9 protein-coding genes are annotated in these 13,378 nt (G+C 74.9%); 4 read left to right on the top strand and 5 right to left on the bottom strand.

Annotation, left to right across the window (positions count from 1 at the left end):
• Positions 1-32 precede the first annotated feature (32 nt).
• Genes KPF47_RS05555 through KPF47_RS05545 form a run of 3 tightly spaced genes read right to left on the bottom strand, consistent with a single transcriptional unit; the run spans position 33 to position 5,202 of the window.
• The gene (locus KPF47_RS05555; protein ID WP_224387462.1) at positions 33-1,931 is read right to left on the bottom strand and encodes a glycosyltransferase; all 1,899 of its coding nucleotides are present in this window, start codon (positions 1,929-1,931) and stop codon (positions 33-35) included.
• Positions 1,932-1,984: 53 nt separating this feature from the next.
• Positions 1,985-3,085 (bottom strand): arabinosyltransferase C-terminal domain-containing protein, encoded by a 1,101-nt coding sequence (locus tag KPF47_RS05550; protein ID WP_224387461.1) that lies wholly within the window; start codon positions 3,083-3,085, stop codon positions 1,985-1,987.
• 11 nt (positions 3,086-3,096) lie between these two features.
• Positions 3,097-5,202, bottom strand: a complete 2,106-nt coding sequence (locus KPF47_RS05545; protein WP_224387460.1) for an arabinosyltransferase domain-containing protein — start codon at positions 5,200-5,202, stop codon at positions 3,097-3,099.
• 330 nt (positions 5,203-5,532) lie between these two features.
• Between KPF47_RS05545 and KPF47_RS05540 the strand changes: the two genes are divergently transcribed.
• The 3 genes from KPF47_RS05540 to KPF47_RS05530 all read left to right on the top strand — a co-directional run bounded on the left by KPF47_RS05540 (position 5,533) and on the right by KPF47_RS05530 (position 9,320).
• Positions 5,533-7,719: an acyltransferase gene (locus tag KPF47_RS05540; RefSeq protein WP_224387459.1), complete on the top strand. Its 2,187-nt coding sequence runs from the start codon at positions 5,533-5,535 to the stop codon at positions 7,717-7,719.
• Between the two features lie 247 nt (positions 7,720-7,966).
• Positions 7,967-8,659, top strand: coding sequence for a hypothetical protein (locus KPF47_RS05535; RefSeq protein ID WP_224387458.1), 693 nt, complete (start codon positions 7,967-7,969; stop codon positions 8,657-8,659).
• A gap of 10 nt (positions 8,660-8,669) precedes the next feature.
• Entirely contained in the window at positions 8,670-9,320 is a 651-nt protein-coding gene (locus tag KPF47_RS05530) for a nitroreductase family protein (protein WP_224387457.1), read from the top strand.
• A gap of 13 nt (positions 9,321-9,333) precedes the next feature.
• Here KPF47_RS05530 and KPF47_RS05525 read toward each other — a convergent pair whose 3' ends face one another.
• A complete protein-coding gene (locus KPF47_RS05525; RefSeq protein WP_224387456.1) occupies positions 9,334-10,089 on the bottom strand; it encodes a decaprenylphospho-beta-D-erythro-pentofuranosid-2-ulose 2-reductase in 756 nt (251 codons plus the stop codon).
• Positions 10,090-10,109: 20 nt separating this feature from the next.
• The gene (locus tag KPF47_RS05520) at positions 10,110-11,516 is read right to left on the bottom strand and encodes an FAD-binding oxidoreductase (RefSeq protein ID WP_224387455.1); all 1,407 of its coding nucleotides are present in this window, start codon (positions 11,514-11,516) and stop codon (positions 10,110-10,112) included.
• A gap of 52 nt (positions 11,517-11,568) precedes the next feature.
• Between KPF47_RS05520 and KPF47_RS05515 the strand changes: the two genes are divergently transcribed.
• On the top strand, positions 11,569-13,365 hold the full coding sequence (locus KPF47_RS05515; RefSeq protein ID WP_224387454.1) for a hypothetical protein: 1,797 nt from the start codon (positions 11,569-11,571) through the stop codon (positions 13,363-13,365).
• Positions 13,366-13,378 lie beyond the last annotated feature (13 nt).

Below are 13,378 nucleotides of genomic sequence, written 5' to 3'. Positions count from 1 at the left end.
CGACCGCGGAGGGGTGTGGCTCCCGCGGCCGGTCAGCCCGCGTCGTAGAGCCGGGCCCACGTCTCCCGCGAGGTGAGCCGCTGCTCCGCGGCGTTCCAGTCCCGGGCGACCTGCGGCCCCTCGTTCCAGAGCCGGCGCACCGTCTGCACCCCGCGGGTGGTGAGCTCGCGCAGCCGCTGGTGGTCGCGGGTCCGGATCCGGACGCCGTTCTCGGCCATGTCGGTGACGATCGCGCGCTCGAACAACGACACGTGCCACCAGTGCGCCTCACCGGCCGGGACCATCCCGGAGCGGAACGGCACCCGGCCCGTGGCCTGCAGCAGGGCACGCTTCACCCAGGTCCGCACGATCTTCGACGGCTTGCCCCCGGCGAGGTGCACGACCGACTCGCGCACGTCCAGCCCGGCCTGGGCCAGCGGCACGGCGGTGGTCTCGGGATAGGCCGCCCGGATCCGGCGGATCTCCGCCGCCGCGGAGGCGGAGCCGTCGTCGAGGACCGACGGGCCGCGCAGGAAGTCCTCGACCGCCGTCAGCAGCGTCGCCGCCAGCCCGTACTGCATCGCGACCAGGTACTGGGCCAGCAGCTCGACGACGGTCGAGGACACGGTGCGGCGGTCGAAGCCGGTCCGCAGGGCCGCGGTGATCAGGCCGTTGCGCTGGTTGAAGTAGCGGTGCCACTCGTCCCAGTCCTTCCAGCCGAAGTCGGCGTGCCACACGCCGGCCCCGGGCAGCGAGACGGTGGCGAAGCCGCGCTCGCGGGCGCGGTAGCCGAACTCGACGTCGTCCCACTGGAAGAACAGCGGCAGCGGGTAGCCGATCGCCCGCACCACCGGCGCGGGGATCAGGCAGGACCACCAGCCGTTGTACTCGGTGTCGACCCGCTGCTCCTGCACGATCGGCAGCAGCCGCTCGTCGCGGCCGAGGAGGAAGCCCTCCTCCAGGGCGCCCGGCACCGGCTTGCCGACCCGCAGCTTCTCGGGCTCGGCGTACTCGGCGGTGATGTGGACGTGGCCCGGGTGCAGCAGGTTCAGCATCTGCCCGCCGACGATCGTCGGTGCGGTGGTGCAGGCGGCGAACCCGGTCAGCCGCACGACGATCTCCGGGTCGAGCAGCACGTCGTCGTCCATGAGCAGGACGTCGTGGTCGTCGGCCGGATCGCCCGCGGTCGCCTCGTACAGGCCGCGGGTGAACCCGCCGGCGCCGCCCAGGTTGGGCTGGCGCTGGTAGGCGAGCCGGTCCCCGAAGGCGGCCGCCAGCGGTGCGAACCGGTCGCGCGACTCCAACGGGTCACTGCCCTGGTCGACCACCCGGACGCATCCGACGCGGGCCAGCGCGGCCGGGTCGTCGAGCAGCGCCTGCAGCGTGTTCAGGCAGTCCTCGACGCGGTTGTAGGTGCAGATCGTGATCGAGGTGGGGCGCGGCGGGCGGGGCACCGCGACCGTCCACTCGACGTCGGACACGGTCAGCGTGCCGGTGTCGGTCGCGAACTCCAGCCACAGCCCGCCGCCGTCGACGAAGCGGTCGATCGCCCCGGTCAGCTCGAGGACACCGCTGCCGTCGACGCCGGTGGTGGCGACGGCGCGGGCGACCTTGTTCGTGTCCGAGGCCATCAGCCACACCCGCCCACGGCCCGCGGCCCGCAGGGTCACCCGCACCTCGGGGACCGCGGTCCAGCGCTGCCAGTAGGTGGCGTGCAGCCGCCCCCAGTAGGTGTTGGTGGTGACGTGGGTGGCCGGGACCAGCTCGATCAGGTCCCGTTCGCGGCGGGCGGCGCCACGCAGGACCTCGGCGTAGAGGTCCTCGGGCACCAGGTGCGTCGGCCCGGTGAAGGGGCCACGCTGCACGACCAGCCGTCCGGGGCGGGTCCCGCCCGCAGGGTCGTCGGCGGGCGCGGGCTCGCCCCCGCGGAGGGGCCGGGCGGTGTCCAGCATGGCTCTCGTTTCGCCTCACTTCTCGGATCGGACACGACGAGTCTGCCGGGGGCTCAGCCCGGCAGCGGCGCCGGGTCCGGGGCCGGGGCCCCGGCCTGCCCGACCTGCTGCCATCCCCACAGGGTCCGGTCGCCCTCCTGCACCGGGGCCGGGACGGCCCGCGGGTCGTAGGGCTCGACGAGCCGGACCTGGCCCCAGTCGAAGTCCCACGCGCCGGGCAGGTAGGTCGGGGCGTAGCGCTGGGCGGCGGTCCGGACCAGCCAGCCCTGCGGTCCGCCGAAGCGGCTGCGGCCCCACTCGTCAGCGACGGTGCGCTGCTGCGGGTCGGCGAGCATCCGGAACACCGGCACGTCGGCGATGCCCCGGTGCACGCCGAAGCGGGTCACGCACGGGTGCACGAACGAGGTGGCCCAGTCCAGGTAGGCGGTGCCGCCCGCGGCGATCGCGGTCAGCGGGGTCAGCTGCGGCACCCGCGGCTGTGCGACGGCGACCCAGGACCCGGGGCCGATGCTGCGGTCGGACACGACCACCCGCACCCGGTCGGCGTCGGCGGCGGGCCGGCCCGCCAGGTCGACGCGCAGGTCCCGCCACGCCTGACCACCCGAGGCGCCGCCGGAGTAGTCCGAGGTGCTGCTGACGGCCCCACCGGGCTCGATCTCGTCGACGAGCGCGCCGTCGCGGGCGAACTGCAGGGTCACGGTGTTGCCGCCGCCGATCGTCCCGGCGACGCCGAGCACCAGCGGGGCGGCGCCGTCCCGGGCCGCGGCGGGGAGCGCGTGCCACACCGAGCGGTAGTCGCCGACGTTCTCCGGGTCCGGCGACCAGCTGCCCACGACCGGCCCGCCCAGCGGGCCGGTGCCGGTGACGCCGGGCCGGTCGTCGCCGTCGCCGGTGTTGTCACGCAGCGAGCCCGGCCCGGTCGGGGGCAGGCCGTCGGGGGTGAATCCCTCGGTCAGCGGGCCGGGATCGGTGACGCCGGCCGGTTCCGGAGCGGCCGGGAGCACGTTCGCGGCCGGGTCGGTCTCGACCTGGATGCGCCCGGCGAGCCCGCAGCGCGACCCGGTGGGGTCGGTGAGCACGTCGGCGCCCAGGGAGTAGGAGCCCGCCTGCTTCTCCATGCCCTTGGCCAGCGACGCGACCTGGAACACGACCATGAGCGCGCAGATCACCGCGATCGGCGCCGACCCGAGCCGGACGGCCGGGCGGTGCCGATGCGGCCGTGCCGTCGGCCGAGGGTCCGTCGCACCGGGCGCGGCACCCCGGAGGTCGAGCGCAGGTGCTCCACCCCGGCGACGACGAGCGACACGAACGCCAGGACCAGCAGCACGGTGGTCGCCTGGATCCCCCCGACCGACACCGGCTTGTCGAACCAGGGGACGCCCCAGTTGGAGACGTACCACCAGGTGTTCGGTCCGCGGAAGGCCAGTCCGGTCACCGCGAGCACCGCGGCGAGGAACAGCGCCTGGTTGCGCCGCGAGCGCAGCACCCCGGTGCTCGTCGCGAGCGCGGCCAGCGCGGCGACGCCCGAGGCGAGTGCGGCGAACGCGCCGAAGTGGTGCGTCCACTTCGTCGGGGTGAGGGCCAGCACCGCGAACGACAGCGCGGTACTGGTGAGCAGCCGCCGGGCGAACCCGAGGGCGGCGCCCGGGATCCGGCCCCGTCGCAGCAGCACGATCGTCGACACGATCATGCACAGCCACAGCAGCAGGACCGGGAAGCGACGCTGCAGCGAGCCGTCGCGGCTGTCGCTGAACAGCAGGTCGTAGCGGGCCAGCTCCTGGTACCAGGGCAGGTTCGGGCCGATGTCCTGGCGGACCCGGGTGGCCTCGGTGACGGCGGCGAGGGTCTGGTCCCCGAAGACGGCGGTGAGCACGATCAGCCCGGCCGCGAGCAGCGGTCCGAAGGTCGCCGCCCAGCCGGTGCTGCGGACCCGCTCGGTGAACAGCCGCAGCAGCGGTCGGGCCGCGGCGAGGAACGGGGCCAGCGCGATGAGGCCGGTGGGCGTCGCCGCGACCGCCCCCGCGGCGAGCGCGCCGGCGACCGGGAGCAGTCGCCGGGTGGCCAGCGCGCGCTCCAGCATCACGAACGACACCAGCGCCGCGATCACGACCACGGTCTCCGGGCGCAGCCCGTTGTTGAACGGCAGCCAGAAGCAGAGGAAGACCCCGGCCGCCGCCCAGCCCGCGGAGCGGCTGCGCCGGACCCGGGTGCCCAGGCGCGGCAGCAGTGCCCGGCTGATCAGGAACCAGGACGCGACGCCCATCGCCAGCGCCGGCAGCCGTAGCCACAGCACCGACTCCGAGACCCCGCTCCACAGCGAGTACAGCTGGTAGAACCAGCCGAACGGCGCCTCGGGCACGTCGAACCAACGGTGGTAGTTGCCGATGTAGCCGGCGGTGTCGTTGCCCCGGGAGATGTCGAGGATGTAGCCGTCGTCGCTGGTCATCGACCCGATCAGGGCCCAGACGACCAGCACGCCGACGACCACGGCGTCGCGCAGGTCGTCCTGCCCGCGCAGTCGTCGCGCCAGCCGGCGGCCGTGCACGACGCGCCGGGCGTCGGCGTCGTCGGTCCGGCGCAGGAAGAACAGCGACCCGAACAGCGCGACGATCGCGACGGCGCCCGCGACGAGCTTGAGCGTCGAGGCGTCGGTGTCGTAGCGGTTGTCGGTGTCGAACCGGACGCTCGTGCCGCCCATCGGGTCGAGTGCCGCGTCGAGGTCGGAGTGGATCCCGGTGAGCTGCGGACGGCCGTCGCCGGCGAACTCGTAGAGCGTGGTCCCGCCCAGCGTCGCGGTCGTGGAACCGAAGTCCGAGGTGAAGGTGAGCGTGCACGGCGCGCCCGGGGGAGGGAGGGGCGCGGTGGCGATCCGCTGGCCACGGTTGTCGAGGGTGACCACCCCGTCGGCGACGGCGACGCGCAGCCCGACCGTGTCGCCGTCCGGGGCACCGGCGGGTGTCGTCGACAGCACGGTCGCGCGGCCGGGGGACCGGTCGTCGAGACTGCGGATCGCGTCGCAGCCGACCACCGCGGTCAGGCTCTCCGGCCGGTAGGCGACCAGCGGGGCGTTCAGCGGCGCGGTCCCGGTCGTGGCGTTCGGCCAGGTGACGGTCGCGGTGTTCTGCACGACCGGCAGGAACGGGATCGACAGCGCCAGCACCGCCGACAACAGGCCCAGCACGGCGGCGAGGAGGCGGTCGGTCGGACGCGACCGGCGGTCGGTGGGGCCGGGTCCCGGACGGGGATCGGCCTCCGTGTCGGCGGTCAGCACACGACCGAGGCTAGACGCCACCCGGTGATCAACTGTGATCCCCCCGTGACCCCGGACCGTCCACCCGTCCGGCGTAGTGCACCCGCCCGGGGTCTTCAGGTCGGTCACTCCGCGTTTTGATCACTGCGTGTTACCAGCTGCGACATTCGGGCACTGTTCGGGTGTCACCGGTGACGGTGGTGATCTCGTCTCGTTGGCCCCGGTGTGAGCATCTGCACCGATTCGCGAACGACGGCCGACGACCCGGCCGCCGTCGCGTCCGCCGACGGCGGCACCGCCCCCGAACAGGTGGGCGCGTCCGTCCGATGTGGATCCGCCGGCGGCGGTGAGGTGCTCGCGCTGACCGGGCTGCGGATCGTCGCCGCGCTCTGGGTGGTGGCCTTCCACTTCCACTTCACCCCGATGGCGGGGGTGGAGACGGTGAACGGCTGGCTCGGGCCACTGATCACGCAGGGTGCCCTCGGGGTCGACCTGTTCTTCGTCCTGAGCGGCTTCGTCATCGCCTGGACCTATCTGGATCAGCTCGGTCCGCGGCTGCGTCTGCGCGAGGCGGGCGGGTTCGTCCGGGCCCGCGCGGCGCGGATGTGGCCCGCCTACGCGGTGGTGTTCCACCTCTTCGGTGCGTGGCTCGTGGCGCGGCTGGTGTTCGGGTCGACGACCGACGTCGCCTACCAGGCGGTGCAGCCGTCGTTCGGCGTCGGCGCGTGGCTGGAGCAGCTGCTGCTCGTCCAGATGTGGGACGAGCAGTACCTCGACGGCGCGTCCTGGGTCGGGCCGACATGGTCGATCAGCGCCGAGTGGCTGGCCTACCTGCTGTTCCCGCTGCTGGCGCTCGGCTTCTTCCGGCTCCGCAACCTCCCGTTCGCGGTGCTGGCGGCGGGGTCGCTGCTGTGCACCGCGCCGATGGCGGCCGCGTTCCTCGTGGTCGGGTCGCCCTACTACCCGTACAGCTGGCTGGTCCGGATCCTCGGCGGGTTCTCCGCCGGTGTCCTGGCGATGCTGGCCGTGCGGCGGCTGCGCGACACCGAACGGACCCGCTCCGCGGCCTCGGCGACGGCGACGTTCACCGTCGCCACGGTGCCGTTCGTGCTGCTGGCGGGGTCCGTGGCCGGCGGCGGGCTGCACGGCCTGGCCGTCGTCACCTTCCCGGTCCTGGTCGGGGCCCTCGCGCTCGCCGACCGCGGACCGGTGCACCACCTGCTGACCCGTGGCCCGGTGGTGCACGGAGGGCGGATCTCCTACGCCCTCTACCTGGTCCACATCCCGATGTTCGAGATCTTCTGGTTCCTGAGCGACTCCGGTGTCCTCCCCCGCGGCGGGGAGACCGGGCACCTGATCGCGCTCACCGTCTTCGTGGGGACTCTGCCCGTGGCACACCTGCTGTACTCGCTCGTCGAACGTCCCGCGCGCCGGTGGATGCGGGGCCGGACCCGGCCCGCCCCCGAGGCGGTCGAGGCGGTCGTCACCCCCGACCCGGTCCCGGCGCCCCGGCGGTTCGTGGACAACGACGAGGCGCGCCGTGACCCGGAGACCTCCGTCCTGCCGGTGGTCGCCGACGAGCCGGTGACCTCGGTGCTCCCGGTCGTGTCCGCCGCCCCGGCCGCCGCTCCCGCCCCGGCCGCCGCTCCCGCCCCGGCGGTGCCGGCCCGGCGGACGGCTCCGCGGCCCGCTCCCCGGCCGGTGGCCGGCGCCGAGCCTGCCGGTGACGTGCTGCCGGTGACCGAGTCACTGCCGGTGGTGCCCCGGCGGCCTGCGGGCCCCGCCGTCGCCACGACCTCGGGCTGGACGCCCACCACGGCATCGGAGCAGACCCCGGCCGACGACGCCCGGACCGCCGCCATGCCGGTCGTCCGGCCCGTCGCGGCCCCGCCCGCACCGATCGCGGCCCCGCCCGCACCGGCCGTGCCGATCGCGGCCCCGGTCGCGCCGGTCGCGGAGCCCGAGCCGACCGCGCCGGCGTCCGAGCCCGCCCCGGCCGACCCGGTCGTCGTGCCGGCGCCCGCGGCACCCACCCGGTCGCCGCGCCGCCCCGAGGCGGACCCCGCCGACATCCCCGCGGCGGCCGAGACCGCGGTCCCGGCCCCGGCCGGTTCGGCCCGGTGGGTGCTGGAGCGTCTGGCCGCGGCCCGCGCCGCCGACTTCGACGGTGCGGGACGCAGCGACGTGGCGGCCGACCTCGTCGCCGTCTCCCGGACGCGCAGCGACGGTGCCGGCGGTGACCTGTTCACCCCGGTCCTGGAGGGGACCGGTGCCACGTCCGGCGTCGACCGGATGGAGCGGCTGCGGTCGCTGCACCTCGCGGCCCGCGACCTCGCCGACGACCGCGGTGTCGTCCCCGCGCCGCGGGCGATCCGCTCCGCGTCGGCCCTGCCCGGCACCCGGTCCGGCGCCGAGAACTGCGGCCGGGCCGGGCGGCGGCGCGACGACGCCCACGCCAGCGCCGCCACACCGATCGTCGCCGCCTCGGGTGCGGCCGCCGCCCGTCGTCGCCGGAACAAGCCGGCGCACGGGGCCTGAGACACCGCTGGGGAGCGGGGAACCGGGCGTGCCCCCGGACCACGACCGTGGTCCGGGGGCACGGTCGTCCCCGCCGGCCGCCGTCATCGGCGGGTTGCCGCCGCGGGGGAGGGCGCGGAGACCGACGGACCGCGTCGCGGCCGGCCGCGACGCCGGTGCCCGCGGGGGGCGGGCACCGCGTCGGTGACAATGGGGGGACCGCCCGTCGCGACCCAGGACGGGCCCCGCCCACCGACGTGATGGACCGATGATCCCCACGACCCCGCCCCTCGCCGACCTTCCCGAGCCCGCCGGTGCCGTCCCGCCGGAGCGGGCCGCGCTGCAGTGGTACCTGCGCCTGGCCCGCCACCACCTGGGGGGCGGCCCCTACCTGGACGTCGCGGGCGCCGGTGGGGCCCTGCTCGCCGGCCTGGCCCGGCTCGGCCCCGTCTCGGGGCTGGCCGGCTCCGAGGCCGAGGCCGAGGCCGAGGCGATGCGCCTGGGCGCGCCGGGGTGCCCGGTGCACCTGAGCATCGACGCCCTGCCGGGCCCGGTCGCGTCCCTGACCGCGGTGGAGGTGCTCGACCGGCTCCCGGGCGTCAGGCCGGCCGGCGACCTCGGCCCGGACGGCTGGTTCCGGGCGCTCGAACCGGGCGGGTACGCGCTCGTCGTCGCCGCGGACGCCGAGGGCCGGGGCCGCGAGCTCGCCGGCGCCCGCTGGGTGCCGCCCCGGGTCCCGCGCGGGCACCTGCGGATCCGGGAGATCCTCGTCGCCGCCGGGTTCGAGATCGTCCGCGAGGGCTCCGACGGGCTGACCCGCGGCCCCTACGGCGGCATCCCCACCTGGGCCGACCCGCGGCTGGCCGCGACCCGCGCGCAACGGTCCGCGGGGCGGCTCACCTGCGAGGCCGGATCGGGGGAGCGCGCGGTGATCATCGCGAGGAGGCCGCCGGCACCGTAGCGTGCGGGGCATGAGCGATGTGCTGCCCCTCGGGCCCGACGAGCTGCTCACCACCACCCGATCGGTCCGCAGGCGCCTGGACCTGGAGCGCCCCGTCCCGCTGGAGGTGGTCCGGGACAGCCTGGAGGTCGCGCTGCAGGCCCCCAGCGGCTCCAACCAGCAGGGCTGGCACTGGCTGGTGCTCACCGACCCCGAGAAGCGCAGGGCGGTCGGCGAGTACTACCGCACGGCGTTCACCGCCTACCGGAACTCCTCGCAGTACCCGACCACCCGCTCCAGCGGTGACGCCGACCGCGACGCCACCCAGCTCCGGGTGGCCGACAGCGCGCAGTACCTCGCGGACCGGATGGGCGAGGTCCCGGTGCTGATCATCGCCGCGATGAACGCGAAGGCCGAGCTGCCGGCCGCGAACCAGGCCGGGATGTGGGGCTCGCTGCTGCCGGCGGCGTGGAGCCTGCAGCTCGCCCTGCGCGCCCGCGGCCTGGGCAGCGCCTGGACGACCCTGCACCTGCAGTACGAGAAGGAGATCGCCGGGCTCCTGGGCATCCCGGACGACGTGCTGCAGGGCGTCCTGCTGCCGGTCGCGTACTACACCGGTGACACGTTCAGGCCCGCGAAGCGCCAGCCGCTCGACACCGTCCTACACGTCGACGGCTGGTAGGCCGCCTCGCGGATCAGATCGGGAGCCTGCGGAACAGCGGCCGGGGCACGTGGCGCAGGGCGCTCATCACGAAGCGCATCGGCGCCGGTGCCCAGACCAGCTCCTTGCCCGTCCGCACCGCGTCGACGATCACGTCGGCGACGGCCTGCGGTGTCGTGGCGAGCGGTGCGGCGTCGAGCCCCTCGGTCATCTTCGAGTGCACGAAGCCGGGCCGGACGATCGTGACCGTCACGCCGAACTCGCGCAGCGCCTCGGTGAGCCCGGTGTAGAACGCGTCCATCCCGGCCTTGGTGGAGCCGTAGACGAAGTTCGAGCGGCGGGCCCGCTCCCCGGCGACCGAGGAGATCGCGACGAGCGCGCCGTGGCCCTGCTCGCGGAAGCGCTCGGCCAGCGCGACCCCGGTGGAGACGGTCGCAGTGTAGTTGACCTGCGCGAGCTCGACGGCGTGGCCGACGTCGGTCCAGGCCTTCTCGTTGTCGCCGAGCAGCCCGAACGCCACGACGGCGACGTCGATGTCCCCGCCGGCGAAGGCCTTCTTCACGACCTCGGGGTGGGTCTCGATGCGCGTGGCGTCGAACTCGACGGTCTCCACGCCGCACCCGAGTGCCTCGAGCTCGGCGCGGGCGGCGTCGAGCCGGGGGCCGGGGCGGGCCGCGAGCACGACCCGCAACGGGCGGTCCGCGGCGAACGCGCGCACGGTGGCCAGGCCGATCTCGGAGGTGCCGCCGAGGAGCAGGATGCTCTGCGGGTTGCCGACTGCGTCGATCATGATGGTGCTGGCTCCGGACGTCAGAGGGTCAGTGCGAGGCGGCGGGACATGTCGGAGGCGAAGACGCCGGCCGGGTCGACACCGTCGCGGATCGCCTTCCACTCGGCGAACCGCGGGTAGCCGGCGGCGAAGGCCTCCGGCGACGTGCGCGACTCCTTCGCCAGGTACAGCCGCCCGCCTGCGGCCAGCACCATCTCGTCGAGCTCCGTGCAGAACCGGGACAGCCCGTTCGCGATCGGGAAGTCGACGGTGATCGTCCAGCCCTTGGTCGGGAACGACAGCGGTGCGTCGTTGCCCGCGCCGAAGCGCTTGAACACGTTCAGCCCGGACTTGTGCGGCGACGCCGCGATCTTCTCGAGGATGCGGCGCAGCTCGGTCTCCGCCCCCATCGGGACGACGAACTGGTACTGCAGGAAGCCCTTCGAGCCGTAGACCCGGTTCCAGTCCCCGAACACGTCGAGCACCTGGTAGAAGGCGGTGATGTTCTGCACCGAGCCGCGCTGGCGCTTCGGGGCCTTACGGAACCACAGCTCGGAGAACGCGGTCAGCGACAGCTTGTTGGCCAGCCCGTTCGGGAAGACGTCGGGGAAGGTCAGCAGCTGCGGCGCGGCGAACTTCAGCGGCTCGGACCGCAGCTTCGCGGGGAGCTGGTCGACGGTCGCGAGCGAGCCACGGGTCAGCACCGAGCGGCCCATCCGGGCCCCGGTCGCGGTGGTGTCGAACCAGGCGGCGGAGTAGCCGTAGGTGTCGTCGGAGCCGTCGGTGAGCAGCTCCAGCAGACCGTCGAGGTCGTCGGTGCGGTCGGTGTCGACCACGAAGTACGCCGACTCGGTCCGGTGCAGGCGGACCTTCGCCCGCACGATGACGCCGGTCAGGCCCATCCCGCCGACGGTCGCCCAGAACAGCGCGGAGTCCGGTCCGGACGGGGTCAGCTCGCGGACCGAGCCGTCCGCGGTCACCAGCTGCAGCCACTCGACGTGGTTGCCGAAGCTGCCCTTGGTGTGGTGGTTCTTGCCGTGCACGTCGGCGCCGATCGCGCCGCCGATGGTGACCTGGCGGGTGCCCGGCAGCACCGGGACCCACAGCCCGAGCGGCAGCGCGGCGCGCATGAGCTGGTCCAGGCTGACGCCCGCGTCCACGTCCGCGACGCCGGAGTCCGGGTCGATGGCGTGGATCCGGCTCAGACCAGGCATGTCGAGGACGACACCGCCCGCGTTCTGCGCCGGGTCGCCGTAGGACCGGCCGAGCCCGCGGGCGATCACGCCGCGCTCGCCCGCCGTGCGGACGGCCTCGGCCACGTCCTCGGCGTCGCGCGGGGTGACGAGCTGGGCGGTCGTCGGTGCGGTCCGTCCCCAGCCGTGCAGGGACGCGGTCCGCCGCGCCGGGGCGTCGGTCCTGGTGCTGCTGGGAACGGTCGTGTCCGTCATCGTCGCCAGGGTAGCGAGGGGCACCGACGGCGACGGGTGCGACCCTGGGCGGGTGCTCGACGAGCGGCAGGCCCGCCTCCCGCTGCCACCGGCGCGGCGCCGGGGTGCGACGGCGGTGCCGTACGTGCTGCTCGCGCTCGGCTACCTGCTGGTCTCGCTGTGGCTGCAGCGCCGGGTGCTCGCCGACCCGGGCGGTCTGCTGATCGGGCACGTCACCGCCGACGCCGACATGTTCGCGTGGTGGATCCACTGGTTCCCGCACGCCGTGGCGCACGGGGAGAACCCGCTGGTCACCGACTGGATGCACTGGCCGTACGGGCTGAACGCGCTGTGGAACACCGCGGTGCCGCTGCTGGCGCTCGCGCTCGCCCCGGTGACCCTGGTCGCGGGATCGGTGACGGCGTTCAACGTCGGCCTGGTCCTCGGTCCGGTCGTCTCCGGCCTGGTCCTGGTCGCCGCGCTCGGCCCGTACGTGGGCCGGACCGGCCGCGGCTGGGCCGCCCGCGGGATCGCCGGTGCGCTGTACGCGTTCTCCCCGTTCCACCTCGCGCACGCGATCGCCGGGCACCTGAACCTCACGTGGTCGGTGCTGCCGCCGCTGCTCCTGCTCCTCGCGCACCATCTGTTCGCGCGCGGGCCGCTGCGCCGGCCGTGGCGGGTGGGGGCGCTGACCGGGCTCGCGCTGGTCGGGCAGCTCGTCCTCTACACCCAGACCCTCGCGATCGGTGTGATCTTCCTGGTCGTCACCGCGGTGCTGCTCGCGCTGCGCTTCCCGCGCCGGGTCCGCGCGCACCTGCCCGGGCTGGTCCGGGCCGGTCTCGCCTGCGTCGGGGTGTTCGTGGTGCTGGGCGCCTACCCGCTGTACCTGGTGCTGGCCGGGCCGAGCCGGCCGCGCGGCGCGATCCGCAACGTGCACGCCACCGGGGCGGATCTGGCGAACCTGCTGGTCCCGACCCGGCTGACCGCCGTCCGGGCGACGCCCGACGGCGTCGACACCGAGCTCGGCGGCCACATCGGCGAGCAGGGTGGTTACGTCGGGCTCGCCGTGCTGGCGCTGGTCGTCGTCGCCGTGCTGGTCGTCCGGTCGACCACGCTGCGGGTCGTCGCCGCGGTGGGGCTCCTGTCCTGGGTCGCCTCGCTCGGCACGAGCGTGGTGCTGCTGGGCGAGTACACGGAGATCCTGCTGCCCTGGCTCGGGTTCGCCGAGGTCCCGCTGCTGTCGGAGGTCGAGCCGGTCCGCATCCAGGTGGTGACGGCGCTCTGCGTCGCCGTCGTGGTCGCGCTCTGGGTGGACCGGATGCCGCTCGGCACCCCGGCGTCCGCCGTCGGCGCCGTCGCGCTGACCGGGCTGGCGGTCGTGTCCTGGCTGCCGGCCGACGCCCAGGAGGTCCGGCCGGCCCCGGTGCCGGAGTTCTTCGCCGCCGGCGCGGCGCCGCTGGGACCGTCCGACGTGGTCGAGATCTACCCGCGGATCACCGCCGCCTGGGACGACGGCGCGCAGGGCCTGCGCTGGCAGACCGCCTCCGGCCCGGCTTTCCGGATCCGGGGCGGCTACTTCATCGCCTCCGACCCCGAGGACGACGTCGCGATCCAGTCCCGGTGGAACCGCTACCAGATCGGCGCGCAGTGGGTCGCCGACGGCAAGAACGACCCCAGCGACGACTACACCGCCGCCGCCCACCGCGAGCTGCGCGAGCTGAGGATCACCGCGGTCGCCGTCGTCCCCGGGTACGCCGGCGGCGACGAGGCCCGTGCGCTGGCCTGGACCCGGCGCGTCACCGGCGACCCCGGCCGGTTCGACGGCGGGGTCTGGCTGTTCCGATTGCCCGGCACGGCCCCGGTCGGCTGACCGATCTAGGCTG

Source organism: Pseudonocardia sp. ICBG1293, from assembly GCF_020131355.1.
GTDB lineage: Bacteria > Actinomycetota > Actinomycetes > Mycobacteriales > Pseudonocardiaceae > Pseudonocardia.
This window is presented reverse-complemented; position numbering and strand designations above follow the sequence as displayed.

Excerpts from the sequence above, each read along its gene's own strand:
- KPF47_RS05555 (WP_224387462.1), bottom strand. The coding sequence starts at position 1,931 with ATGCTGGACACCGCCCGGCCCCTCCGCGGGGGCGAGCCCGCGCCCGCC.
- KPF47_RS05550 (WP_224387461.1), bottom strand. The coding sequence starts at position 3,085 with ATGGTCGTGTTCCAGGTCGCGTCGCTGGCCAAGGGCATGGAGAAGCAG.
- KPF47_RS05535 (WP_224387458.1), top strand. The coding sequence starts at position 7,967 with ATGATCCCCACGACCCCGCCCCTCGCCGACCTTCCCGAGCCCGCCGGT.
- KPF47_RS05530 (WP_224387457.1), top strand. The coding sequence starts at position 8,670 with ATGAGCGATGTGCTGCCCCTCGGGCCCGACGAGCTGCTCACCACCACC.
- KPF47_RS05525 (WP_224387456.1), bottom strand. The coding sequence starts at position 10,089 with ATGATCGACGCAGTCGGCAACCCGCAGAGCATCCTGCTCCTCGGCGGC.
- KPF47_RS05520 (WP_224387455.1), bottom strand. The coding sequence starts at position 11,516 with ATGACGGACACGACCGTTCCCAGCAGCACCAGGACCGACGCCCCGGCG.